This window comes from Flavobacterium sp., from assembly GCF_027531905.1.
Classification (GTDB): Bacteria; Bacteroidota; Bacteroidia; order Flavobacteriales; family Flavobacteriaceae; genus Flavobacterium.
Map to the genome: position 1 here is coordinate 49,131 of NZ_JAPZSU010000020.1, position 26,950 is coordinate 76,080.

Genomic DNA, 26,950 nt, shown 5'->3' on the forward strand with positions numbered 1-26,950 from the left:
TTTTTTATCAATATTGGTTACTTTTGTGCGACTTTGCTTATTTATGTAGAATTACGCTATGTTGTTTATTTACAGAGGCTTGTTATAAAATTACTAAACATTTTTTATGAAAAGAATTTTACTTATTGCGGTTTTGTTGATGGTTCAATTGGGATTTGGGCAAGTTTCTAGTTATACTTTTTCACAATCGATAGAAACTTATGCATCTTTATCAGGAGGCACTGTTGCTCATAATGTTAGTTGGGATGATTCTGTAACCCCGAACTCAATTCCACTAGGTTTCACTTTTTATTTTAATGAGGTTGAATATACTACTTGTTCTGTCAATTCTGATGGGTATTTGACATTTGGTACCACAATTTCCGAAGCTCAGTTTAGAAATCCTATATCCTCAACTAGAGGTTATCAAGGAGCGATAAGTGCTTTGGCAATTGATTTAGTTGATGGTGGGGCTAGTATTGTTTATCAAACAATTGGAACAGCACCCAATAGAACTTTTGTAGTGCAGTGGGCAAATGCGAAGCGATATGCTGATAGGGCAGCATCTACTGAATCATTTAATTTTCAAATAAGATTAAATGAGACTTCTAACACCATTCAAGTAGTTTATGGTGATTGTAGAACCTCCTCTTCAACCGATAGAGCAACAGAAGTTGGATTAAGAGGGGCAAATAATTCAGATTTTAATAATAGAATAGTAACGAATAACTGGACTTCTTCAACAGCAGGAACTGCTAATAACGCAATTTGTAATACGGGAAATGATGCTGGGGAACTTCCAACAAATGGTTTAACTTACAAATGGACGCCAGTTCCTCCAACCATTACTAGTTTAAGTTCAACAAATGGTTGTGCAGGTTCAACGATTATTATAAATGGCACAAGATTAACTGGTGCAACTGCCGCGAATGTTAGGATTGGTGGTACACCAGTAGCTTCAATTACTTCAATTTCTTCGACTCAAATAGTTGCAGTTGTAGGATCTGGTACCACCGGATTAGTAACAGTTACTAAAGCAAGTGGTACAGCTACAAGCGCTAGTACTTTTACAGTTAATCCTGCTCCTACATCTTCCAATGCTGGTGTAGATCAATCAGGTAATTCAACTTCTTATACTTTATCAGCAAATACGCCAACTGTAGGGACTGGAGCTTGGTCAATAATTAGTGGGCCAAATACCTCACTCACTCAATTTAGTAATGTTTCTAATCCTGCTGCTATATTTACACCTTCAGTATCAGGATCTTTTGTATTGAGTTGGACCATTACCAATGGCAGCTGTACATCCTCTGATCAGATAGCAATTACTCCATGTATCAACAACTTAATTACAAATGGAGATTTTGCTAATGGAGGAACAGGATGGACATTTGCAACTACTAAAGGTCGCTATGTTGAGACTAATCCTGAAAATATTTATTTTAGTACCGGTAATCCTGGTTCTACCGCTGAATTAGATAGTGAAGCGTCACTAAGACAAACGGTAACAGTAACACCAGGTGTTTCTTATACCTTAAGTTTTGTCTATGCACTAAGGGGAGGAGCTACAAGTCCTGGTGCTGTAGATGTTAAAGTCATTGGCGGGACTACACCAGTGTCTACCATTTTTACTACCACAAGTAATATCCCTTCTACAGAAACTTTTACTTTTACACCTTCAAGTACTTCTATTGCAATTGAGTTTTTTAATAGTTTAAGTGGTTCTAGTACACTTGGTACGATTATAGACAACATTGTTTTAGTGCCTTCGAGTCAAGTGACTCCTTCTGCGACTACAATTCCAAAAGGAGTTTTTAATACTTTAGCTTCTTGTGCAGGAACTCCTGTGCAATTAGATGTAGAAAATGTGCCTAGTACTGGAGTTACGTATTCTTGGACAGGTTCGGCTGGAGTAACATTTTCTGCAACAAACATTAAAAATCCAATTGCAACTTTTACAAATAATGGTTTGAATGAAGCTACAGTTACTGTAACAACAGCTGGAGGTTGTATTTCATCTTCTACTACTTATGTTAATATTAATAGAACAAATGGGCCAACGATTACGACTACAGCAACACCTGCTGTAGTTTTAGCAGTTTGCCAAAGTGTTGGTGCTCAAACCACAAGTATGGCTTATACAGCCACTACTAATTCACCAACGAGCTATAGAATTGATTGGAATACTTTAGCCGATCAGGGTAGTACTGCATTTACTACTGGAGGCAGTTTAACAGGAATTGTTGTTCCCGCAGGAACACCCGCAGGTACCTATACAGGAACAATGATAGTAACTAATGCAAACTGTTCGTCTACGAAAGCAATTAGCTTAACCGTTGGTAAAACCGCAAGTTCCGCTTCGTCTAGTCCTACCTTGTGTCAAAATTCCTTAATGACACCTATAACTCATACTACTATTGGTACTACAAGTATTGGTAGTCCTTCAGGTTTGCCTACTGGTGTTTCAGCTGCTTGGGCATCAAATGCCATTACAATTAGTGGTACTCCAACACAATCAGGGACATTCAATTATAGTATTCCGTTAACAGGAAGTTGTTCGGGTGCAGTAAACGCGACGGGAACCATAACGGTAAATCCATTACCAGTAGCCCCTACAGTTGGCACGATAACAAATGTTACTTGTTCTTCAACTACAGGTAGTGTTGTATTGAGTGATTTGCAAAATGGTTGGACTATTACCCAATCAGGAACTGCGCCAGGAAGTTATACTTCATCAGGCACGAGTTATACCGTTACAGGATTAGCGGTTGGAGATTATACCTTTACGGTAAAAAATGGAACTTGTACTTCAGCTAGCACACCAAATGTTCCCATCATTGACGCTTCTAGTGCCACATGGAATGGTAGTGGATGGGTTGGCAGTATTGCACCTGATGCTACTAAAAACATTATCATAGCTTCTTCCTTAGGTTCTCCTTTTGCAGCTAATTTAACAGGTTGTTCCTTAACGATTAATACAGGAGTTACTGCCACAGTTCCTTCAGGAGTTACGTTAACAATAACAAATGCTGTAACAACCAATGGGCAATTGATTTTCGAAAACAACGCAAGCTTGGTGCAAACCACCAATGCCACGAATACTGGAGCTATAGAATACCGTCGCACTTCTTCTCCGATGAAGAACTTCGATTTTACGTATTGGGCTTCACCGGTAAGTGGGCAAACGGCAAAATTATTATCTCCAAATACCTTATGGGATAAGTATTTTAGATTTAGTGGTTCGGCTAATGATTGGGTTTTTGATGACGGCGAAATGAAACCTGGAGTTGGATTCATTATCCGCACGCCCAAACCTGGGATTTATGGGTCACCTTATCCAGAAACAGTTGTCATGCCTTATGCACAACCAGTGGCTTTCAAAGGGGTTGCAAATAATGGGGATTATACCTTTACTGCAGGGGCAGGTCAATTCAATTTGATAGGGAATCCGTATCCATCGGCAATTGATGCGGATAAATTTATCAATGCCAATAGTGGTATTATCAATGGGGCATTGTATTTCTGGACACATAATACCGCTATTGCACCAAGTGGTTCGGATTATGTGTATACCGCCGATGATTATGCGAGTTATACCTTAACTGGTGGAACAGGAACAGGAAATTTTGTAGATACCAATGGTAATGGAATTATGGAACCAAATGAAGAAATGGTTTCCAATAGACCAATTGGAAAAATTGCTGCAGGTCAATCGTTTTTTGTAGAATCGCAACCTACACCCACTGCTACACAATTTGTGTTCAATAACAGTATGCGTGCAACCGGTAACAATTCACAGTTTTTTAAACAAGTCAATACTAAGAAGTCAACCAAATTAGAAAAAAACCGTATTTGGTTGAACTTAACCAATAGTGGCGGTGCTTTCAAACAATTGTTAGTGGGTTACATTACGGGAGCTACCAATGATTGGGATAATTTGTATGATGGATCAACATTTGATGGGCAAGAGTTTGTAGATTTCTACAGTGTCAACCAAGGAAAAAACTTAACCATTCAAGGACGCACTTTGCCATTCGTAGACACTGATATAGTGCCTTTGGGTTACCGAAGTACAATTGCTGGATCATTCGACATCAGCATCGATAATAGAGATGGTGCTTTGACCAATCAAGAAATTTGGTTGGAAGACAAAAAGACCAACACCATGCATGATTTAACCAAAGGGAAATATACTTTTATAGTGATCGACGGAGTAGAGAACGACCGCTTTGTATTGAAATACACCAACAAAACTTTAGGTACCGAGGATAATGAATTGGCGAATAAAGCTCTTATTGTAAGTGTTAAAAATAAAAAAATCACCGTTACGTCTTCTGCAGAAGCGATCACGCAAGTACAGGTTTTTGATTTGTTGGGAAGAAAAGTGTACGACAAATCGAAAATTAACACCCAAGAATGGACCCTTTCGAATTTATCTTTGAGTAATCAAATCTTGATTGTAAAAACTACTTTGGCCAACGGCGCCATCAGCAATAAGAAGATTAGTTACTAAAAAAAGTATCTTATTTTTTACAAACCCTTTCAAAGTCCAGTATTTTGAAAGGGTTTTTTTTGCTCGCTTGTAAATTTATTCAGATTATTATTGTTTAAGTTTTTTATACTTAATAAACATAAGACACTGAAAATTAGTTGTTTCTGAAATTTTTAAAGTAAAATACGTTTAATAATAGCTAATATTATTGTAAATGATATTTAGTTTAGAGTTGTTATCCATAATTTTGCAAACCCCTAAAATTAGGCACATTACGTTTTTAAACTATTGAGTTTGATATTGATTTTTAAAAGATTAAAAAAGGAGATAAATAAAATTTAAGAAAAGGTTACATGTTTGAATCAGGATTTTTTGCAAGGATAAATGAAGTATGTTTTAGGAATTTATGGTTTTTTTTACTGTTTTTACCATTTTTTGGACTAGGTCAAGCCTTATCGGGCAATTACATTATTGGTGCGTCACAACCTGCTCCCTTTAATACGATTACCAATGCTGTAGCCAGAATTAACAGCTCTGGTGTTTCGGGTCCGGTTACTTTTTTGTTAGACGATGCTATTTATTCGGCTTCAGAATCATTTCCTATTACTATCAATGCTTTTGCAGGTGCTAGTGCTGTTAATACGTTAACCATAAAACCAAATACAGGTAAAACAGTTTTGATTCGAGCTAACAATTCTGGTGCAACAGAAGTAGCAAGTGTTATTGATTTGAATGGTGCGGATTATGTTGTTTTTGATGGAAATAATGGCTCGGTAAACAAAGCATTGACGGTTTATAATAACTCAACAGTGCACACTTCTCCAAAAACTGTTTTTTGGTTACGAAATACGGCTTCGTTCAATCAAGTTAGAAATCTTAACATACAACAGAATTTTTCAGCTGTAAGTGATTTTTCCTTAGGAATTTTTGCTGGAGGCTCTTCAATTAGTACGGCTAGTAATGCTAATAATCCCAATACAACAGTCAATAATGTAAACTTTGTTGATGTGAAGCATTTGTTGTATGTGAACGGAATAGATGAAACAGGAAATGCTAATTGGACGGTTAGTAACACTACAAATACTACTACAAATGCTGTAAATAAGCCTTTTGCAGGTATAGTTTTAACTAAAACTTCAAATTTTATTATAGCCAATAACATCTTGTCTAATTTATCTGAGACTAATCTTGCCTATGGAAATTTCCCTTTTGCAGGAGGAATAGTGGTAACCGCGAACAATGGGATCATTTCAAATAATCAAGTTAGTGATGTGATAAGTAGTATCGCCAAAACTGCTTTTGGGATTTATATAACGGGTAATAATATTACATTAGCCAATAATGTTGTTTCAAATGTAGCCTCAATTGGAGGTGGAGGAACAGCAACACAAAATGGTTTTGGAATCATACTAGATGGAGCTAATAATACTAAGATATATTATAATAGCGTTCGTTTGGGAGTGAATCAAACTTCAGGGATATCTGCTCCCATTTATATAGAAAGTAATTGTAATGCATTAGATATACGTAATAATATTTTTATAAACGCTCAAACAAGTGGAAGCACCAGAGTTGCTTTCTACTCAGCTGGAATGGATACGAGTAAGTTTCTGAATTTAGATTATAACAACTATGTTTCTGCTCAGCATATTGGTTCCTGGGGCGATTATTATACTCCTTCGAATTTAAAAACAACGCTAGCGAATTGGAAATCTGCTACAGCCAAAGAAGCTAATGCTAAAAATATAACTCCAGATTTTGTATCAAATACAACTTTACGATTGCAGCAAACTTTGAATAATGAATCGCTACAAGGTATTGCATTAGCAGCTGTTGTCACAGATATAGATGGGGAGAATCGTGTTAAACCTTATATGGGAGCAGATGAATTTACTTGCACACTGCCACCTACCACTTCTTTTGGTGCCACGCAAAGCATCTGTTATAATCGTGAGGTAGCTAGTCCAAATATTGGAGGCGTTACTTTTTCATCCGTTCCTTTTAATAGATATGTAACGCTTAATGTTATTCAAGGTTTACAATACAGAATAGCAACCACCGCTACCAACATAGGTTTAATAAAAAAAATAACCCTTTATAATAATGCAACACCAGCTGTTGCGTTAAGCAATTTCTCAGCATCTAGCACTACTACCAGTGCCTCTTTGGATTGGACGGCTTCGTTTACAGGTGTTTTGAGGATTGAATTTACACCCACAATTTGCCAAAGTAGTGCCAATACGGATACTTTAACGGCAACATTTATCGGTGGTAATAATACTATCGACAATCCTAATGCAGCAGGAACCAATTCATGGGTAGGGCATGTGTATGATTTTTCTAATGCTGTAGGAGTACCCCCAACAGACGCTAATGCTTTTGCTAATTATTTAGGGAATTTTACACAAGCAAATACGGTCTCAGGTACTACAAGGTCATTTGTTCAAGGATATGGAGGTACCGATACTTGTTTCCCTTTTACGGCTAGCGGCACCTCACAAACGGTTCGCACGGATACTTTTGCGGTTCGATATAAAATGCAAACTACATCAGCGGTCTATCCAGCAGGATGTTATTTCGTGAATGTTAGAGGAGACGATGGAGTTCGATTATATATAGATGGAGTTCTAGTCTTTAATGCATGGGAGCAACAAGGGCCAAGTAATTTTAGGAATGTTTTGGTTTCTTTGACAGGAAACAGCTTATTGGAGTTTGATTTTTATGAAAAGGGTGGAGAAAACGTATCTGATTTTACTATTTTTCCAGTTGATGCTGCAACGTTAAGCACTATAAATGCGATCACTCCTGCGGGGACGACTATTAGATGTGTCAATACAAACACTCTTTTAACTGGATCTGGTGTAGCAACGCAGGATAATAGCAATAATAAAATACCACCAGTAAGCTTTCAATGGCAATCCTCAACAGACAATGTTAATTGGACAGATATTGCTAGCGCAACAGGTAAAGATTATATCGTTCCCGGTACTAATCCCGTGACAGCGACTCAAGTTTATTATAGAAGAAACTTAAAAGGTACTACCGTGAATTCTTCAGGCTGTGTGTATAGCTCCAATGTTGTGACCATAATTACCGGCACAACTGGTACCCCAACAGCGCCAACATATACTCCAGGGACAGAAGTTACTTGTTCTAGTTTTAAGGCAAATTGGAATACTGTATCTTCGGCGACAAGTTATAGATTGGATGTTTCAACTGGAAGTGGTTTTACCTCATTTGTTTCAGGATACAGTAATTTAAATGTTGGATTTGTCACTTCATTTAATGTTACAGGCTTAGGTATTGGTACCTATTATTATCGAGTAAGAGCCGTTGGATGTAATGGAAGTACAAGTGCAAATGTCAATACGCCTCTAGGTTATCAAACGGTTGTTCTTGATAGTCCTGGTACTCCCGCAGTTGGCACCATAACAAATGTTACTTGTTCATCAGCAGGTAGTGTTGTGTTGAATAATTTGCCTTCAGGGTCTTGGACAATCAATCAAATAGGTACATCTACTGCAGCGTATTCAGGTTCTGGAACGAGTTATACGGTTACAGGATTGACCGCAGGTAATTATACGTTTACTGTAACAAGAGGATGCACTTCATTGCCAACAATAAATGTTCCTATTATAAATTCTTCAAGTACCACATGGAATGGTTCTTCTTGGAGTAATGGTATCCCAGATGCCACAAAAAATGCTATAGTCTCAACAGTAGTACCCAATTCTCCTTTTACTTCGAATTTAACGGCTTGTGCATTGACTATAAGTTCCGGGGTTATCGCAACAGTTCCCACTGGAGTTACTTTGACCATCACGAATGCCGTTACGACCAACGGGCAGTTAATTTTCGAAAACAACGCAAGCTTGGTACAAACCACAAATGCCACGAATACCGGAGCTATAGAATACCGTCGTAAATCATCCCCAATGAAAAATTTTGATTTTACGTATTGGGCTTCGCCAGTAAGTGGGCAAACGGCAAAATTATTATCCCCAAATACCTTATGGGATAAGTATTTTAGATTTAGTGGTTCGGCTAATGATTGGGTTTTTGATGACGGCGAAATGAAACCTGGAGTTGGATTCATTATCCGCACGCCCAAACCTGGGATTTATGGGGCACCTTATCCAGAAACAGTTGTCATGCCTTATGCACAGCCAGTAGCTTTCAAAGGCGTTCCAAACAATGGGAATTATTCCTTTATTGCTGGTGCTAATCAAATGAATCTACTTGGGAATCCTTACCCATCAGCAATTGATGCGGATAAGTTTATAATTGATAATGTTAATATTATTGATGGTGCGTTGTATTTTTGGACGCACAATACTGCAATCGCGCAGAGTGGCTCGGACTATGTTTATACCGCTGATGATTATGCGAGTTATACCTTAACTGGTGGAACCGGAACTGGAGTTGGAAATTTTGTAGATGCCAATGGTAATGGAGTTATGGATCCAAATGAAGAAATGGTTTCCAATAAACCACTTGGAAAAATTGCTGCTGGTCAATCTTTTTTTGTAGAATCCAAAGCCATACCTACTGCTACTCAATTTGTATTCAATAATAACATGCGTGTGGCGGGTAACAATTCGCAGTTTTTTAAACAAGTAACCAATACCAAAAAAACAACCACTATCGAGAAAAACCGTATTTGGTTGAATTTAACCAACAGCGGTGGAGCGTTTAAGCAATTGCTAGTAGGTTATATTACTGGAGCGACCAACGATTGGGATAATTTATATGATGGACTAACTTTTGATGGGCAAGAGTTTGTCGATTTTTATAGTGTCAACCAAGGAAAAAATCTGACCGTTCAAGGGCGTGCTTTACCCTTTTCTGAAAAAGACGAAGTGCCTTTGGGGTACCGCAGTACTATTGCAGGAACTTTCAATATTAGTATCGACAACAGAGACGGCGCTTTGGCAGGTCAAGCCATTTGGTTGGAAGACAAAAAGACCAATACCATGCATGATTTAACCAAAGGTAAATATACTTTTATAGCAATAGACGGAGTAGAGAACGACCGCTTTGTCTTGAAATACACCAACAAAACTTTAGGAACAGATGATAATGAACCGGTGGATAAAGCTTTAATTGTAAGTGTTAAAAATAAAAAAATCACCGTTACGTCCTCGGCAGAAGCGATAACACAAGTACAGGTTTTTGATTTGTTAGGAAGAAAAGTGTACGACAAATCGAAAATCAACACTCAAGAATGGACCCTTTCGAATTTATCTTTGAGTAATCAAATCTTGATTGTAAAAACTACTTTGGCCAACGGCGCCATCAGCAATAAGAAGATTATTTATTAAAAAAATAACTGTTTAATTGTAAACCCTTTCAGAGTACTTGACTTTGAAAGGTTTTTTTACTTTGAAAGGGTTTAGTTTTAACATGAAATATTTTTCTTAAATATCACTAAATCTGGGTATTGTCTATTAGAATGCAACTTAATATTTTTATTACAACAAATACTGTTAATTTATAAAAATACTAATAGTGCTCTAATTTTAATTTTATGCCTTTGAAAATAAAGAATACGTTGCTCTTGTTTTTAGTTCTTAGTTTTGGTTGTATTCCAGTTTTTGGTCAACAAGGAAAAGTTGATCCTACCTTTAACACCTACGACGATGGTCTTTTAGGGGATGGTTTTGATAATACCGTTAGAACTTTAGCCGTTCAATCCGATGGGAAGTTGATAGTTGGTGGGGATTTTCTAACTTTTAATGGGATGGCAACACCTTATTTATGCCGGTTAATGCCTGATGGATCTAAGGATGTGTCTTTTACTTTAGGAACAGGTTTCAATAATAAAGTTTATGCTTGTCTACTGCAACCTGATGGTAAAATCGTGGTAGCTGGATCTTTTACCCAATTCAATGGTGCAACAGTGGGACGTTTAGTCCGCTTGAATTCAGATGGAACTCGTGATGCTTCATTCTCGTCTTCGCTTGGCGCCACCAATAATATCATATACGATATGACGTTACATCCCGATGGGAGTATTTTTTTGGTGGGAAGTTTTACGAATTTTAATGGAACTACTACCAATAGAATTGTGAAAATTTTAGGTAATGGAACAGTGGATACTACTTTTGCGATTGGAACAGGAGCTTCGGGTTTGATAGAAAAAGTTGAACTTCAATCCGATGGAAAAATTATTATTGGAGGAGATTTTGATGTATTCAACGGTGTTAGTGTTGGTAAAATTGCTCGATTGAAGGCCGATGGTAGTTTGGATACTAGTTTTACAAGTGGGCTTGGCTTTAACAATAACGTCAATGCCATAGGCATTCAAACCGATGGTAAAATCATTTTGGGAGGTTCATTTACCTCTTATAACGGAAATGTAGCCAATCGAATTGTAAGAGTAAACACCGACGGATCTGTAGATTCTTCTTTTGTTTCTGGCACAGGATTTAGTTTGGGGGCAGTTGAGACTATTTTGATTAATTCTAGTGGAGAACTTATGTTGGGTGGTTCTTTCTCGGGAACTTATAATGGAGTAGCAGTCAATAGAGTGCAACTTTTCAATCCAAATGGTAGCATAAATACCGCATTTGATATGGGTAATGGTCCAGCTTCTGCCAGTGTTTTTGCCTTAGAATACTTGATGGATACTTCTTGGTTTGTCGGAGGTTCTTTCTCCATTTTTGATGATCAAAATCAAGGGAAATTAGCCAAGATTGATACGCAAGGCGCTTTGGATATTGGATATCTAACTTCGGGAGTGGGGCTGAACAACAGCGTTTCAAAATTACTTCCGCTATCAGACAAAAGTGTAATAGTTGTTGGGAATTTTACACAATTTAATGGTGGAGTCGCTCCTAGAATCACTAAACTCAACGAAGCAGGCGAAATGGATATCAGTTTTAATGGCTCTGGTCAAGGAGCTAATGCTACTATTCGAAATGCAACGGTACAATCCGATGGAAAAATAATCATTGTCGGTAATTTTACTTCGTTTAATGGAATAGCTGTTAATCGAATTGCTCGATTATTAGCTAATGGTAGTGTTGATGCTTCGTTTAATATTGGATCAGGGTGCAACGGACAAGTGTATGGAGTAGCGATTCAGTCGGATGGAAAAATTATCATCGTGGGTAATTTTTCTACTTACAATGGAATTCCTGCTGTAAAAATTGCGCGTTTATTTCCTGATGGCAGTTTAGATTCAAGTTTTATTTCGGGTTCTGGTGCCGAAGATGGGATAGTCGAAACCATAGCTTTGCAATCGGATGGTAAAATAATAGTAGGTGGGCATTTTACGATGTTTAACGGAATTTCTGCTCGCAGAATCATTCGATTAAACGCTGATGGGAGCATAGATACTAGTTTTTCGATCGGAACTGGGTTTGATGCTGCCGTTTATAGCTTAGCGGTTCAACCCGATGGCAAAATTATGGTCGGAGGTTCTTTTGCTGCTTTTAATGGAAATGCAAGACGAAGAATCGTTCGCCTAAATTCTGATGATAGTTTAGATACTAGTTTCAGTATAGGATCAGGATTCAGTAACGGAACGGTTCGTGATATTTTGATTCAGCCGAATGGTAGACTGCTACTTGGAGGCACATTTTCTGGAACTTACAATGGAGCGACAGTCAAAAGGATGCTTCGCTTACAAGCGAATGGTACTGTTGACGGAAGTTTTTTGGTCAATTTGAATGGTACACTTTCTACCATGGCTTTAACTTCAGATGAAAAAGTGTTGATTGGAGGTACCTTCAATTCAGTTTCTGGAATTACGAAACATCGAATTGCTAGACTCATGTTGTGTGTAGACCAAACCAAAAGAATAGCTGGAACTTGGACTAATGGTGCGCCAACTCCGGGGAAAGAATTGCTTTTTGAGGATCATTTTGCCATTGTCAACACTACCTATGCTTGCAATTGTTCGATTGCTTCAGGTTTTGAAGTAAAAGTCAACGCTGGAAATACTTTAGCTTTGCGATACCAATATGACGGGAGCGGACTTTTGATACTTGAAAATGAGGCAAGTTTGCATCAATTAGATGATCAGAGTAGTAATTCTGGGGTATTGCAAATGAAAAGAAATACGACTCCAATTCGGAAAATGGATTATACTTATTGGTCGAGTCCTGTGCAAAATCAGAAACTAATCGATGTCTCACCATTGACACTTTTTGATAAATTTTTCTCTTTTGATGGGGCAGCTAATGACTGGAAAGAGGAATTGCCTTCTGCGGTAATGACCATCGGAAGGGGCTATATTATTAGAGGTCCACAAGATTTTTCTACCACGCTGCCTTCAGTTTATCAAGCTGTTTTTATAGGAATTCCGAATAATGGAACATATCGTTTTCCGGTGGGAAGTGATCAATACAATTTGATAGGAAATCCATATCCTTCAGCCATTGATGCTGATTTGTTTATGACTGATGAGAATAATGCAAGGATTATTTATGGTGCTTTGTATTTTTGGACACATAATACGCCTATTCAACAAAGTGGTTCAAATTATATTTATGTAGCTGATGATTACGCAACTTATAACCGTACAGGAGGTACAGGAGCGGTAAAAGATGCCGCCGTATCAGGAGGTCCAATTCCATCGGGTAAGATTGCATCTGGTCAATCCTTTTTTGTGGGGACAACGTCCAGTATTCCAGTTAATAGTAAGTTTGAATTTAAAAATAGTATGCGAGTAATTGGTCAAAACACTCAATTTTTCAAACAAGCAACAGTCAAAGAAACAGCAGCTATCGAAAAAAACCGCATTTGGTTGAACATGACCAATAGTGGAGGCGCTTTCAAACAATTGTTAGTTGGCTACATTACAGGCGCAACCAACGATTGGGATAATTTGTATGACGGGCCGAGTTTTGATGGGCATGAATTTGTAGATTTTTATAGCATCAACCAAGGGAGAAACCTGAGTATTCAAGGACGTGCCTTGCCCTTTGAAGCAACTGATATAGTGCCTTTGGGGTATCGGAGTACTATTGCTGGTTCCTATGACATCAGCATTGACAACAGAGACGGGGCTTTGGCGAGACAAGAGATTTGGTTGGAGGATAAAAAAAACAACACCCTTCATGAGTTGACCAAAGGGAAGTACACCTTTACCGCCATAAATGGGGTGGAAAATGACCGATTTTTATTGAAGTATACTAATAAAACATTAGACACCCATGATAATGAATTAGTGAATAAGGCATTAATTATAAGTGTGAAAAACAGAAAAATCAACCTTACGTCCTCGAAAGAAGCGATAGTACAAGTACAGGTGTTTGATTTGTTAGGTCGGAAAGTTTACGATAAATCTAAAATTAATGCAAAAGAATGGTCGATTTCGACTTTGCTTTCCAGTGAACAAACTTTCATTGTAAAAACCAGGTTGGCCAACGGAGCCATCAGTAACAAGAAGATTATTTACTAAAGAAAGCTTTTAACTAAAAACCCTTTCAGAGGCTATAGTGCTTTGAAAGGCTTTTTCTTTTACAGTTAGATTGGTTAATTGGTTAACTGTTTCAACTTTATCCGATTTAATTTTTTCCATAAAGCACCACAAAGAAAGCACTAAGAAACATAAAGCAATACTGTATAACTTTGCGTCTTTGTGTCTTTGCGGTTAAATTTTTTCGGTGTCTTTTAAGGCTTTTTTATTTTTATAATCAATCCATGCTTGCCCTTTTATTTTTCGCATGGCAGTATCAAAATAGCGCATGATAAAAACATTATAAACAGCTTTGGATAAATTAGAAATTCTTCTTGGGAAGGCTCGTAAACTCATAGAAAAACCAGGAGTTTGATACTTCATGTAGTGCCAATAGCCTTCAGGCATATAAAGCATTTCTCCGTGATTTAATGTTGTGATGAGTCCTTGCGCTTTTTTTAAGGCTGGGAATTTTTCAAAATCTGGATTATCAAAATCAATATCTTCTCTTGTGATTAAAGCATGAGGCACTTTATATAAATAAGGGGTTTGATCAGGGGCAAATAGCATGCATTGCTTTTTACCATGAAAATGGAAATGTAGAATATTGGAATAGTCAATATCATAATGCATAAAAACTTTAGAGTTTTCGCCTCCAAAAAACAACATAGGCAATTGTTTGACCAAACGAAGTCCTATATTAGGCCATTTAAAATCATTTTGAAGTATGGGTACTTCTTTCATTAATTCGTATAAAAAAATACGATAATTTGTGGGTTTTGATTGCAATAGATCAATATAATCGGCCATTTTCATGCTAGCATGAGCTGCATTGAATCCGTCTTTATGCGATACTGGGCGATCATCGTATAAGGGAACGATTTTGTCCCCTGCGATCGTTTTTATATAATTGAGATTCCACTTTTCGTATGCAGGCCAATCTTGGGTCAATTTTTGGATAACTACGGGCTTTTGTTTTTTAATGTATTGAGTATAAAAATCCTCTTTCGAAATGGTTTCAACACGTTCAATTTCAGTAAGATTCAGTTTCATAGATGGAAATTAAAAATTAAAAAAAAAGCTCTTAGTTTTTAGGCTAAGAGCAAAGTTAATAAAGCTTTAATTTATGGTAAAATATTTTCACTTATTCTTAAGAGAAGCTTCTATGTTTTTTTCGATCGTGTGACCTGGTCTAGACCATTTTGGTTTTTCACCAAGAGCAGTAAATTTTGAATTTTCTGCTTCAACGGTTTCGGGCTGCATGATTTTAATGAATGGTTTTTGTGGAGTTAAGCCAAGCATTTCAAACATTTTCATATCTTCATTTACATCTGGATTTGGGGTGGTTAGCAATTTGTCTCCTGCAAAGATAGAATTGGCTCCCGCAAAGAAACACAAAGCTTGTCCTTCTCTACTCATGTTCATTCTACCGGCAGATAAACGCACTTGAGTTTCCGGCATTACAATTCTAGTAGTGGCTACCATTCGAATCATTTCCCAAATCTCCACTGGTTTTTCTTCTTCCATTGGGGTTCCTTCAACGGCAACAAGTGCATTAATTGGCACAGATTCCGGTTGAGGATTCAAGGTAGAAAGTGCTACCAACATTCCAGCGCGGTCTTCGATACTTTCTCCCATTCCAATAATCCCTCCACTACAAACGGTTACATTGGTTTTACGAACATTTTCTATAGTTTGTAAACGGTCTTCAAAACCACGCGTTGAAATTACTTCTTTGTAATATTCTTCTGAGGTGTCTAAGTTGTGATTGTAAGCATATAAACCAGCTTCCGCTAAACGTTTGGCTTGATTTTCGGTAAGCATCCCTAAAGTACAGCATACTTCCATGTCTAATTTATTGATCGTACGAACCATTTCCAATACTTGATCAAATTCTGGTCCGTCTTTTACATTTCGCCAAGCCGCTCCCATGCAAACTCTTGAGGACCCTCCTGATTTGGCTCTCAAGGCCTGTGCTTTCACTTGACTTACAGACATCAAATCATTACCTTCTATTTCGGTGTGGTATCTTGCGGCTTGTGGGCAATAGCCACAATCTTCAGGACAACCCCCCGTTTTTATAGATAACAAAGTTGAAACTTGAACCACATTTGGATCATGATTGGTTCTATGAATAGATGCTGCTTCATATAGCAAATCCATTAAGGGTTTATTATATATGGCAATGATTTCTTCTTTGGTCCAATTGTGTTTTGTACTGCTCATAGATGCATTTTTAGTGCGACAAAAGTAATCAAATTGTTTTGAAGTAGCAATTTGAGTCCACTAAAAGCTTTTTTTATTTGGCGACTAGGAATCCGTTACCATGCGATTATTCCAATACAATAAAAGCAGCATAGTAACAACAACGGTTGAGGCAATGCCTTCAAAGAGTAAGCAAATACTATATGTCATTACGGAAGGGTTGCCACCAAAAAGAAAGGTTTTGGATAGTGATTGTACAAATTCGTCTCCGCCCTGCAGGTAACTATAAATAATTAATCCGATGATACTCAAAAAAACGCCAATTAATGAAGTTTTCATAGCCGATTTCGCATTGTTGGCAAGTAGAACCTGCCCATCATGGACATTCATCATTATGGTGCGATTTACTCCATACAATACAAAAAGGGTGTTGAATAAACGCAGATAGAACACATCTGATAAACCGATAACATTCATGACCAAAAAATAGATAGCTATCCCAAGGAAAATAAGAAAGCCGTTTTGAAATTCTCTTGAAAGTTTCATAATATAGTTTTTTAGTGGTTAATTATAATATTGAAAATGAATTATTTACCAATAAAGTTACTAAAAAAATGAATTGAAAATTTATTTTATCCAAGATTAACTTTTGTTAACCAAATTATAAACGCGCTATATAGTCTCTTGAATCACTTTCGTCTTGCGCTAACTGGGCTTTTAGTAAATCAATAGTTTGAAATTTATGTTCCCAACGCAAGCGATGTAGAATAGAAATGGTAAGTTCTCGGTGGTATACATCTTTGTCAAAATCCAAAAAATGGACTTCTATGCTCTGTTTTTCGCCACCCACAGTTGGATTAAAACCAATATTCATCATGCCATAAATGGTTTGGTGATTGATGTGGCTTTTTACTACATACACCCCATTTTTTGGTATTAGTTTAAAATCTTCAGCAATGGCAATGTTGGCAGTGGGGAAGCCAATAGTTCTTCCTAATTGCTTTCCTTTAACAACTTTTCCAGAAATGGGATAAGGATAGCCTAAGTAAGTCGCAGCTAATGTTAAGTCGCCTTCCAAAATAGCATTTCTTATTTTGGTTGAACTTACCGAAATAGCATTTATTTCTTGCGCAGTAATTTGTTCTACCTCAAAATTATAGATTTTGCCATACGTGATTAAATCATTAATGTTAGCGGTTCTGTTTCTTCCAAAACGATGGTCGTAACCAATGATAATTTTTTGAATATTAAAGCGATTGACTAAGATATCTCTAACAAATTCTTCGGCAGTTAATTTAGAAAAAGTGGTGTCAAAAGGGTGTATCACCAAATTTTCTATACCCAATTGCTCTAATAATTCAATTTTTTCAGCAATCGTATTGAGTAATTTAATATCTGATTTTTCTTGAAGCACCATTCTGGGGTGTGGAAAAAAAGTTAGGACTACACTTTCATAAGTCCCATGTAAGGTGCTTTGGGTTACTTTGTTTAATATGGTTTTGTGTCCAAAATGAACGCCATCAAAAGTACCTAAAGTTAGTATCGTTTTTTTGGTAGCAACAAATTCGCTTATGGAGTGAAAAATCTTCAAAATGACTAATTTAAAAGTTGCAAATTTATACTATCTATTTTAAAAGAAACAACAGAAAGAGTATCATTTTCAAAATAACCAAAGCAGCTATTACTTCAAGTCACTAATGGGATACAACTCTTTTATATTCTTAATTTGAATAATTTTAGAGTGTTTCTAGCATTGAGGTTCTTGTTTTTTTACTCTAATTTTGTTGAATAATGTTAAGAGGTGACATTTTATTTGTAATTTTTGTTTATCTTTTTAGAAAAAAAATACAACAAATTTTTATTTTTAAGATAAAAAGCTAGAAACGATCAAGATAAATGTAGTAACTTTAATACCTCAAAATCACCATTTAATGAAAAAAAAGATACTTTTTTTAGTTCTATTTTGTGTTGCTGTTTTTGCTCAAGCCCAAAATAGTGTGTTTTGGAAACCTATTTCGAAAGCTTCTATTTCTAGTCGGAGTTTGTCCCAAGCAGAAAGAGAAAATGAAAGTTTGTATGAATTGAACAACAAAGTTTTCATATCAACTTTAAGCTCAGTAAAAGGAAAAACTTACGAACAAGCGACAGAAGAAATAAGTTTGCCGAATATTTTTGGAAAAATAGAACGTTTTTTAGTCTGGGAATCTTCTAATTTTGATCCGATTTTACAGGCGCAATTTCCCAATATTCAATCATTTAGTGGAAAAGGTATTACGGATCCCAATGCAACCGTTTATTTTAGTGTTTCAGACTACGGGGTTCAAACGATGGTTTTGCGTAACAATGGTCAACCTGCAGAATTTATGGAACCCATAAAAGGCGAAACTCAAAAGTATGTGTTGTATCAATCTGATAAAAATGCCAAAGGCGAATTACCTCTGAGTTGTACTACAGAAGAAAAAGTTTTGACTACAAGCTTACTGTCTAAGTCAACGATTACTGCGTCGAGTGATCGTGTTTTTCGAACCATGCGATTGGCCTTGTCTTGTACCGGCGAATATACAGCTTATCATAAGGGAACTGTGCAAGGTGCTTTGGCCGCTATGAATGCTACCATGACAAGAGTCAATGGGGTTTTTAATAGGGATTTGGCTTTAAAATTGGTTATCATTGCAGATAACAGTAAGGTGATTTATACGAATGCAGCAACCGATCCTTATACAGCAGTAACTGGAGGAAAAGCACCTACTGAATGGAATCAAGAGCTACAAACAACTTTAACAAGTGTTATTGGTGAATCAAATTATGACATTGGTCATTTATTTGGAGCTTCTGGTGGGGGCGGAGATGCTGGTTGTATAGGCTGTGTGTGTAACTCAGGTAAAGGAAGTGCCTATACTTCTCCGTCAAATAATAAACCTGAAGGAGATACATTTGATATCGATTTTGTGGCGCATGAATTTGGGCATCAGCTAGGTGCTACCCATACTTTTTCGCATGATATTGAAGATACCGGAACGAATGTAGAGCCTGGAAGTGGTTCGACTGTCATGGGGTATGCAGGTATTACTGACTATGATGTGCAATCCAATTCTGATGATTACTTTGCATTTGTTAGTATTAAACAAATTCAAGAAAATCTAGCTACCAAAACATGTCCTGTTCCAACAGCTATAACCACGGCTGTTTTTGGAGTAAATGCAGGACCTGATTATACGATTCCTAAAAGCACTCCATTTGTGTTGAAAGGAACTACAAGCGGCACTACAACAAGTGCTTTTACTTACGTATGGGAGCAAAATGATTCTGCGATTACAACATTTGGAGCGAATAGTTTAGCGCTAGCTGATAAGGCTGACGGCCCTTTGTTTCGTTCTATTTTGCCAACGGCTTCTTTAGTTCGTTATTTCCCTTCTTATGATAAAGTTTTAATCAATAAATTCATCAGTTCTTGGGAATCATTGAGTAGCATTGGTAGGACAATGAGTTTTGTTTTCACCGCAAGAGATAATGCTGCTTTGGGTTCAGGACAAACCGCCTCCGATCAAATGTTGGTAAATGTGAGTAATACAACAGGTCCTTTTGAGGTGACTTCTCAAGCTACTACGGATTTGAGCTGGATTCAAGGGGCTACTCAAACCATTACTTGGAATGTAAATGGCGCCAATGCTTTGCCTGGAGCATCTAATGTAAATATCAAGTTGTCTACGGATGACGGACTCACTTTTCCAATTACCTTGATTTCCAATACACCCAACGACGGGTCTCAGTCGATTGTTGTGCCTGAGGTAAGTGCTTTAAAGTGTAGGGTTTTGGTAGAGCCGACCAATTCTATTTTTTATTCAATAAATCCAATTTCTTTTGCAATTGGCTATACTACCGTTACGGCTTGTAACTCTTATCCTTTTACAACGCCAATTACTATTCCAGATGGGGTAAACACTTACACCACAAGGCAAATTGAAGCCCCAGCTGATTTAGGAATAATTACTAATGTTGAGGTTGAGGTTGCTTTGTCTCATTCTTTTATGTCCGATGTAGAGTTAGAAATTGTAAGTCCCCAAAATACTACGGTTCGATTGTTGCAAAGAGTTTGTGGTGATTCTAAAACCCCATTAACATTAAAAATTGTTGATAGTGGAGAAGTTTTAGATTGTGCCAATAGTGCTTTGCAGATAATCAAGCCTAATGATGCATTAAGTGGTTTTAATGGTCAAAATTCTGCGGGGACATGGCTTTTACGAGTGAGAGATGCTTATAAAAACGATGGTGGTTCTATTACTTCGGCTTCGGTGAGAATTTGTACCCTAAAAGCGACGCTAGGTACAAAAGCGTTGGGCATTGCTGATCTCAAATTGTTTCCTATTCCTTCTAACGGTAGTTTTAAAGTTGAATTTTCTAGTATATCTAATTTGCCTGTGGAGGTTTCGGTAGCAGATTTGTTAGGGCGAAAAGTATATCAAAAACAATATGGTAAAACGACCAATTTTAGTGAGACCATTGACTTAAAGGCAATAATGGCAGGAGTATATATAGTAACTGTCGAAGATGGTGACAGAAAAGAAGTAAAGAAAATAGTCATTCAATAGCTGTTTTTTAGGTCTTTATAAAACAGAAAAGGGAAACGTTATTTTGTTTCCCTTTTTTTATTTTCCGTTGAAGCCATTCATCGTATTGTTAAGTCCAGCGGTGCCAAACGATTTAATAATTTCTGTACTTATTTCTAATCGTTCAGGAAGCGCTGTTTTTTCTTGTTCGTCCCATTCTCCTAAAACATAATCTACTTGTTGTCCTTTTTTGAATTGGTCGCTGATGCCAAAACGGAAACGAGTGTAATTTTGGGTGTTTAAGATAAGATTGATGTTTTTTAATCCGTTGTGGCCGCCGTCGCTTCCTTTGCCTTTGATGCGGATGGTTCCGAAAGAGAGGTTAAGGTCATCTGTAATGACCATTATGTTTTCTAAAGGAATGTTTTCTTGGTCCATCCAGTATTTTACGGCTTTGCCACTCAAATTCATATAGGTATTGGGTTTCAAAAGCAAGAAAGTTCGCCCTTTGAACTTGTATTCTGCCAAAGCCCCAAGTTTTACGGTTTGAAAATCTAGACTTTCTTTTTTAGCCAAAAAGTCGAGTACTTTGAAACCAATATTGTGACGGGTATTGACATATTCAGCGCCGATGTTACCTAATCCTACTATTAAAAACTTTTTACTCACTTTCTCTATATTTTTTTGGTGTTCGTGAACCACTGGTTTTATTTTGCTTTGTATCACTGCTTTTTTCGTGATAGAAACAAAACTTGAATCTATTTTATGAAGCTGCAAAAATAGTGTATTTAGTGCAGAAGTTAAATGGAAAGTCTGTAATTGTTATGGAAAGGAGTCGTGTAGTCAATAGTATTAAGTTGAGAGATTTTAGATAGAAGATTAACGATTCTTGATTTTAGATTTTGGTGCAAGTGAATAAAAATCAAATGATTTTCATGTTTTATCATCAGCAATCAAAAATCGTTAATCAAAAATCAGCAATCAATTTCCTAGTTTAATCCTTAACTTAAGGATATTGATCGTGTAGTGTAGCCCTGATGGGAGCGGCATCCTTTGCTGACGGGGTTCGGCAGTAAAGATACAGCGTACAGCAGGAGGATTCGTGATTAATAGAAGGGAGGTGTGCTCCTTTGTAGAATTATGGAATTTGAAATAAGTTCAGATAAAAAAAAGCGCCAGTTGTGTAACTGACGCTTTGATATAATGATCGAAAAAAAATTATTTTTTCTTTCCTTTTGCAGGAGCTTTTGCTGCTTTTGCTGCTTCTTGAGCTGCTTTCATAGCCGCACGAGAAATCTTCACTTGACAGATAACAGTGTTGTCTGGGTGCATGATCTTGAAGTTTGGTGTAGGTACTTTAGTTACATACAATTTGTTACCCATGTCTAATGGAGTAATGTCAGCTTCAACATAATCAGGAAGATTTTTTGGTAAAGCTTTTACTTTCAATTTACGGTTGTTCATACGCAAATCACCACCTGCCATAACTCCTTTAGAGTTACCAATGATTTTTACAGGAACTTCGATTGTGATTTCTTTATCCTCGTGGATTTGGAAAAAATCGATGTGTAAGATTTTGTCAGATACTGGGTGTACTTGAATATCTTGTAACACAGCATTGAAAGATTTACCATTTCCAAGTTCAATCACAACTGTGTGTGCGTTTGGAGTGTAAACCAAGTTTTTGAAAGCTTTTTCTTCTGCTGAGAAATGCACCGCTTGATTTCCTCCGTATAACACGCAAGGAACCGCTCCAGCATTACGTAAGGCTTTAGTTGACACTTTGCCCACGCTTTCTCTTTCTGATCCTTTAATTGTAATCGATTTCATTGTAAATATTTATATAGTTATTAATTAAACTCTTCTTTTGGAGTGATTAGTAATTGGTTATTAGTGATTAGCCTTGTTTTCTTGCTAATTACTAATGACTAAGTGCTATTCACTAATGCTACATTATAAATTTCCCACTAATGGAATTGTTGTGGTGTACCATATGCATTACTTCTGCAAAAAGTGGTGCACAACTCAACACTTTAATTTTATTAGATTCTTTTCTTAATGGAATAGAATCCGAAACGATTAACTCGCTTAGTTTTGAATTTTCTATTTTTTCGTAAGCGCTACCAGACAAAATTGCGTGTGTACAAATGGCTCTTACGCTCAAAGCACCTTTTTCAATCATCAAATCGGCTGCTTTTGCCAATGTTCCTCCAGTGTCGATCATGTCGTCTACTAGAATTACATTTCTTCCTTTTACTTCACCAATCAATTCCATGGTATCAATTACGTTAGCTATTTTTCTTTGTTTGTAACAAATAACTACGTCTGATTCTAGGAATTTAGAATAGGCATAAGCTCTTTTTGAACCTCCCATATCTGGAGAGGCAATGGTCAAGTTTTCTAGTCCTAGACTTTTTACATAAGGTAAAAAGATCGTGGAAGCGAATAAATGATCTACCGGTTTTTCAAAGAATCCTTGAATTTGATCCGCGTGCAAATCCATGGTCATAATTCGGGTTGCCCCTGCAGCATCTAATAAATTAGCTACTAATTTAGCTCCAATTGGAACTCTTGGTTTGTCTTTTCGGTCTTGTCTAGCCCAACCAAAATAAGGAATTACTGCTGTAATGTGTCTTGCTGAAGCTCTTTTGGCTGCATCAATCATCATTAATAATTCCATCAAATTGTCTGCCGTTGGAAATGTAGAACATACGATAAAAACACGTAATCCTCTAATTGACTCTTCGTAGGAAGGTTGAAATTCTCCGTCGCTGTACTTAGCTAAGGTAACTTTTCCTAAAGGAATTCCGTAATTTTTTGCAATTTGCTCTGCAAGATATACACTTTGTGAACACGCAAAAATTTTAGCTTCTGGTTCTAGGTGTGACATGTAATTTGTTGTTTAATTCCGCTGCGCTTACAATGGGACTTTAATAATCAATTAAAGCGTTGTCGCTGTATTTGCCTCGGGAGTAGTTAGTTAGTGTGTGTCGTTTTAACGAGGTGCAAATTTATAAAATTTATTCAACACTGAAAGGAAAAAATTAAGTATTTTTTGTTGAAGATTTAATTTTATTTTTTACATTTGCACCGTGTTAAAGAAAAAGATACTTAGCTACCACTAAATATCTCTTTATTGCGAGAAATAACTGTTGTTATTTCAGTCTGCTAAGCCCGGATGGCGGAATTGGTAGACGCGCTGGTCTCAAACACCTGTGGGAAACCGTGCCGGTTCGACTCCGGCTCCGGGTACTTAAAAACCTCCTAATCGATTGATTAGGAGGTTTTTTTATTTTTATTGTGGACGAAAAAGGGGAGAAAGTGGGGATCAAGTTCAAAAGTTGGTGATTATCCCTTTTTTTTCTTTTTTAATAGAAAGCTGGTTGTTTTATTATAGATTGACATTAATCTTATCTCCGTCTTTAATCAATGTATTGGTTATTATTTTTTGACCATCAGCTATCGTGATCTTAAGCTTTTTACCTATTCGTTCAACGGTCATATCAAAATCACGTTCGAATGCATGAATATGTCGAAGTTTCATGGAGGGCCAAGATTTAGGAAGGCGTGGAGTGAAGTTAAAGCTTTGCAAACCTGTAGGTCGGATGCCAAACAATCCTTCGGTAAAAATTCTACAATATAAGCCGCTCTCTCTGCTGAAAGATGTCGTTGATCACCTTCTGGGTAAGCTTCTACAGGATATGGAACATGCTCGCCCAATAATCGGCGATTAGAATAGTAATGTAAAAAATCCAGAGCTTTTTCTGTTTCTCCTGCAGCCAAAACTCCCCTTAATGCATATAAAGTTGATCGGTCCCAAAATGTTTTGTCACCCGCAACGCTCGCAAGACCATCTTGAGTCCATAATCTTTGAGAAAATAACGCAGCTATCGTTCCTTCTTTTCTATCATAAATATCCATGGCAAGTGGGGTACATATCCATGCTCTAAGAATATCATTCTCTTTGTAGTATTTATAGGTTGCGAACCCTTCGACATTAGAACCAAAATAGTTTTCAATAGCTGTTTTTAATTTTTTAGCTTGAGCTTTATAGGTTTGAAGTTGTGCTGGGTCTTTTCCTAGGGATGCACCTAGATATATTGCTGAATGAAGCGCGTCAAAATATAAGGAAGAGGTGTTAAGGTTTGCCTTTCCGGAAGGAAAACGACCTTCGAGTTCATCAGAATCGGAAGTTACTACACCTTCCGGGTTTAATTTTCTATGGCAATACTCCAAGCACCATTGAATCAATGGCCATAATTGTTTGGCTTCATTTATATTTCCTCTTGCAAGGGAGTAGCGCGCTGCCCCATAAGCAATCATTGCGGCATCACCACGGTCACCCGCACCATCCCATATATCTGTTCCTTCGGCAACGATTGAACTTGGAATGGGTTTGTATTCAGTATTCATATATTTTGAGAATTGAATATAGGCATTTAATGCTGCTTGATTTCCATAGTCATACCCAAGATAAGGGAAAAAAGGGCCGATGTATTCGGCTTGGTCGTTGGCCCAAATTGCCGCGTAATAAGATTCACCTCCTGGTCCATGCATGGCTCCTCCTTTGGTTTCGAAAATACTTTCGGAAGCGCGTAATTTGGCAAAGTTAAATTCTGTATTTAATACTGGATCGGGTGTCTCTAGAATCAATTTATTGGAAAGTTCATGCACTAAAGCAAGGCGTTTGTTTTTTTCAATCTCTGCATTTGCTTTAGGTGGCTGTTCATTTGCTTTAACTCCTGAGTAAAAAACGGAAAAAGTTATGACTTCATTTGGTTTAAGATTAAAATTGCCGTCATTATAAAGATCTACATGCAAGTTGTAACTGCCTTCTGTTCCTTTTGTAGGATCGGAGGTGTAAAGCATATTTGATTTTGGGATTTCTATGACGCAGGTTTTTTTCGAAATGTTTTTTATGGAATAAATTTCGGAATAGCCCGCTAAGGTTGTTGATGGAAAAAATTGTCGGGTTAGTTCAAGTGTATTGCCGGCTATACTCTTAACTAGCAATGTTCCATTAAGTGTTAATGCAATTACTTTTTCAGACGTAATTGGTTTGTAATTTACGGTTACCAAATCGAAAGCATCTTGAGAAAATTGTCGTGTAAGGCTTGCATGGGTGTTATTAGGAATTGTTCTTAGCATAGGCCAAACTAAGCTACGCGTGGCATGAAAAGAGCCATCGGCTGCTACACCATACCGAAGGACGCAGGAAATTTTTTTTCCACTCATTTCTATATGATCGTCATGAGGGATGGAGTTATTGTTGATTTGCCAAGAAATTGAACCGTCTTGTTCGATTTGCCATCGACGGTCTTTTTGCGCAAATGATTGATTTATTATGAAACAAAAAGTAACCATGGCAAGTAAAAAATAGTGTCGTTTTGTCTTGAGAGATTGGTTCATTAATTTATTTTGTTAGTGTATTGTTATTAATTATAAGATGTTTGCTTGATTTGTTGTTTTGGCCAAGACAAAGAATACGTTTTTTCTTGTTTAATCCAAGTTTTTCACGCCAATGCTTAGTTATAAAAAGGTAAGGCATGTAGTTTTAATTTACTTTAAAGTTATAGAAGATCATTGAATAGTATCCTTCTTGGCCTTAGGTTTTACTTGTGTATTGTGGCAAATTTTAATAGACAAACCCACACAAATTATATGGTGGGTTTGAGTGATCATCGGTTTATAAAGTTAATTTTTATTACCAATGGGAATTTGGGGTAAAATGATTTTATTAATTATAACCTGGATTTTGAACAAGACCAGTTCTGTTTATTTCGTCTCTTGGAATAGGTAATAAATAGTGTTCAGGTTTAAAAATTCTGTCTTGAACTTTTTTGTAAGTGAATGTTCTTGTTCCGTTACTATTTTTAGTAATAATCACTCCCATCAAAGGTTTGTTCTCTGTTATTTGGGCAATTTTCCAACGACGAACATCGTAATATCGGTGTCCTTCTAAGCATAATTCTACTTGTCTTTCATTGCGGATTTTATTTTCTAAGGATGTGCCAGTTAGTCCTGCTAAGGGTGTTGTTATTCCTGCACGTCGTCTGATTAAATTTAAGTACTGAATAGCGGTGCTCTCGTTACCAAGTTTGAATTGTGCTTCAGCATAATTAAGGTAAATTTCGCCTAAACGAGAAATAATCCAAGCTTTGTTTGTTTGTGTTTCGGTGTTATAAGTAATGGTTAAAATTTAATGTCGTATTTAGTTCCAAAATTAGTCAGGACAAAATTTAATTTTTCTTTGAGGTTTTCGAATGATTTATAAGCATCAAAATCTAACCATTGATATTTTATTCTTCGCCATAGAATTTC

At 36.9% G+C, this 26,950-nt stretch carries 14 protein-coding genes and 1 tRNA gene; 5 read left to right on the top strand and 10 right to left on the bottom strand.

What is annotated here, in order from left to right; translation table 11 throughout:
- The first annotated feature begins 106 nt into the window (after positions 1-106).
- From O9307_RS06280 to O9307_RS06290, 3 genes are all read left to right on the top strand, one after another.
- Entirely contained in the window at positions 107-4,492 is a 4,386-nt protein-coding gene (locus O9307_RS06280; protein WP_298296498.1) for a T9SS sorting signal type C domain-containing protein, read from the top strand.
- Positions 4,493-4,824: 332 nt separating this feature from the next.
- On the top strand, positions 4,825-9,792 hold the full coding sequence (locus tag O9307_RS06285) for a T9SS sorting signal type C domain-containing protein (protein WP_298296501.1): 4,968 nt from the start codon (positions 4,825-4,827) through the stop codon (positions 9,790-9,792).
- Positions 9,793-9,998: 206 nt separating this feature from the next.
- Positions 9,999-13,880 carry a T9SS sorting signal type C domain-containing protein gene (locus O9307_RS06290; protein WP_298296503.1) on the top strand — a complete coding sequence of 1,294 codons (3,882 nt, stop codon included), beginning with the start codon at positions 9,999-10,001 and terminating at the stop codon, positions 13,878-13,880.
- Positions 13,881-14,072: 192 nt separating this feature from the next.
- Here O9307_RS06290 and O9307_RS06295 read toward each other — a convergent pair whose 3' ends face one another.
- The 4 genes from O9307_RS06295 to O9307_RS06310 all read right to left on the bottom strand — a co-directional run bounded on the left by O9307_RS06295 (position 14,073) and on the right by O9307_RS06310 (position 17,673).
- Positions 14,073-14,930 (bottom strand): cupin-like domain-containing protein, encoded by an 858-nt coding sequence (locus O9307_RS06295; protein WP_298296507.1) that lies wholly within the window; start codon positions 14,928-14,930, stop codon positions 14,073-14,075.
- Between the two features lie 87 nt (positions 14,931-15,017).
- Positions 15,018-16,103: a biotin synthase BioB gene (gene bioB, locus O9307_RS06300; protein ID WP_298296510.1), complete on the bottom strand. Its 1,086-nt coding sequence runs from the start codon at positions 16,101-16,103 to the stop codon at positions 15,018-15,020.
- 84 nt (positions 16,104-16,187) lie between these two features.
- Positions 16,188-16,628 (bottom strand): hypothetical protein, encoded by a 441-nt coding sequence (locus O9307_RS06305; protein ID WP_298296513.1) that lies wholly within the window; start codon positions 16,626-16,628, stop codon positions 16,188-16,190.
- Positions 16,629-16,743: 115 nt separating this feature from the next.
- The gene (locus O9307_RS06310) at positions 16,744-17,673 is read right to left on the bottom strand and encodes a bifunctional riboflavin kinase/FAD synthetase (RefSeq protein ID WP_298296516.1); all 930 of its coding nucleotides are present in this window, start codon (positions 17,671-17,673) and stop codon (positions 16,744-16,746) included.
- 340 nt (positions 17,674-18,013) lie between these two features.
- On the opposite strand from O9307_RS06310, the gene O9307_RS06315 reads away from it, so the two are divergent.
- The gene (locus O9307_RS06315) at positions 18,014-20,671 is read left to right on the top strand and encodes a reprolysin-like metallopeptidase (RefSeq protein ID WP_298296518.1); all 2,658 of its coding nucleotides are present in this window, start codon (positions 18,014-18,016) and stop codon (positions 20,669-20,671) included.
- Between the two features lie 57 nt (positions 20,672-20,728).
- Here O9307_RS06315 and pth read toward each other — a convergent pair whose 3' ends face one another.
- The 3 genes from pth to O9307_RS06330 form a co-directional block, all read right to left on the bottom strand.
- Positions 20,729-21,340, bottom strand: coding sequence for an aminoacyl-tRNA hydrolase (gene pth / locus O9307_RS06320; protein ID WP_298296536.1), 612 nt, complete (start codon positions 21,338-21,340; stop codon positions 20,729-20,731).
- A gap of 507 nt (positions 21,341-21,847) precedes the next feature.
- Complete coding sequence (locus O9307_RS06325; protein WP_298296521.1) at positions 21,848-22,459, bottom strand: 50S ribosomal protein L25/general stress protein Ctc; 612 nt, start codon at positions 22,457-22,459, stop codon at positions 21,848-21,850.
- 118 nt (positions 22,460-22,577) lie between these two features.
- Entirely contained in the window at positions 22,578-23,519 is a 942-nt protein-coding gene (locus O9307_RS06330; protein ID WP_298296524.1) for a ribose-phosphate pyrophosphokinase, read from the bottom strand.
- Positions 23,520-23,801: 282 nt separating this feature from the next.
- On the opposite strand from O9307_RS06330, the gene O9307_RS06335 reads away from it, so the two are divergent.
- Positions 23,802-23,881, top strand: a tRNA-Leu gene (locus tag O9307_RS06335).
- A gap of 139 nt (positions 23,882-24,020) precedes the next feature.
- Here the strand turns inward: O9307_RS06335 and O9307_RS06340 are convergent.
- The 3 genes from O9307_RS06340 to O9307_RS06350 all read right to left on the bottom strand — a co-directional run bounded on the left by O9307_RS06340 (position 24,021) and on the right by O9307_RS06350 (position 26,828).
- Positions 24,021-24,173 (bottom strand): hypothetical protein, encoded by a 153-nt coding sequence (locus O9307_RS06340; RefSeq protein WP_298296527.1) that lies wholly within the window; start codon positions 24,171-24,173, stop codon positions 24,021-24,023.
- A complete protein-coding gene (locus O9307_RS06345; RefSeq protein WP_298296530.1) occupies positions 24,170-25,993 on the bottom strand; it encodes a hypothetical protein in 1,824 nt (607 codons plus the stop codon). The genes O9307_RS06340 and O9307_RS06345 overlap by 4 nt, the downstream gene beginning before the upstream one ends.
- 373 nt (positions 25,994-26,366) lie before the next feature.
- Positions 26,367-26,828 carry a RagB/SusD family nutrient uptake outer membrane protein gene (locus O9307_RS06350; protein ID WP_366100149.1) on the bottom strand — a complete coding sequence of 154 codons (462 nt, stop codon included), beginning with the start codon at positions 26,826-26,828 and terminating at the stop codon, positions 26,367-26,369.
- Positions 26,829-26,950: the final 122 nt, after the last annotated feature.

Excerpts from the sequence above, each read along its gene's own strand:
- O9307_RS06280 (WP_298296498.1), top strand. The coding sequence starts at position 107 with ATGAAAAGAATTTTACTTATTGCGGTTTTGTTGATGGTTCAATTGGGA.
- O9307_RS06285 (WP_298296501.1), top strand. The coding sequence starts at position 4,825 with ATGTTTGAATCAGGATTTTTTGCAAGGATAAATGAAGTATGTTTTAGG.
- O9307_RS06290 (WP_298296503.1), top strand. The coding sequence starts at position 9,999 with ATGCCTTTGAAAATAAAGAATACGTTGCTCTTGTTTTTAGTTCTTAGT.
- O9307_RS06295 (WP_298296507.1), bottom strand. The coding sequence starts at position 14,930 with ATGAAACTGAATCTTACTGAAATTGAACGTGTTGAAACCATTTCGAAA.
- bioB (WP_298296510.1), bottom strand. The coding sequence starts at position 16,103 with ATGAGCAGTACAAAACACAATTGGACCAAAGAAGAAATCATTGCCATA.
- O9307_RS06305 (WP_298296513.1), bottom strand. The coding sequence starts at position 16,628 with ATGAAACTTTCAAGAGAATTTCAAAACGGCTTTCTTATTTTCCTTGGG.
- O9307_RS06315 (WP_298296518.1), top strand. The coding sequence starts at position 18,014 with ATGAAAAAAAAGATACTTTTTTTAGTTCTATTTTGTGTTGCTGTTTTT.
- O9307_RS06325 (WP_298296521.1), bottom strand. The coding sequence starts at position 22,459 with ATGAAATCGATTACAATTAAAGGATCAGAAAGAGAAAGCGTGGGCAAA.
- O9307_RS06330 (WP_298296524.1), bottom strand. The coding sequence starts at position 23,519 with ATGTCACACCTAGAACCAGAAGCTAAAATTTTTGCGTGTTCACAAAGT.
- O9307_RS06340 (WP_298296527.1), bottom strand. The coding sequence starts at position 24,173 with ATGAAACTTCGACATATTCATGCATTCGAACGTGATTTTGATATGACC.
- O9307_RS06345 (WP_298296530.1), bottom strand. The coding sequence starts at position 25,993 with ATGGTTACTTTTTGTTTCATAATAAATCAATCATTTGCGCAAAAAGAC.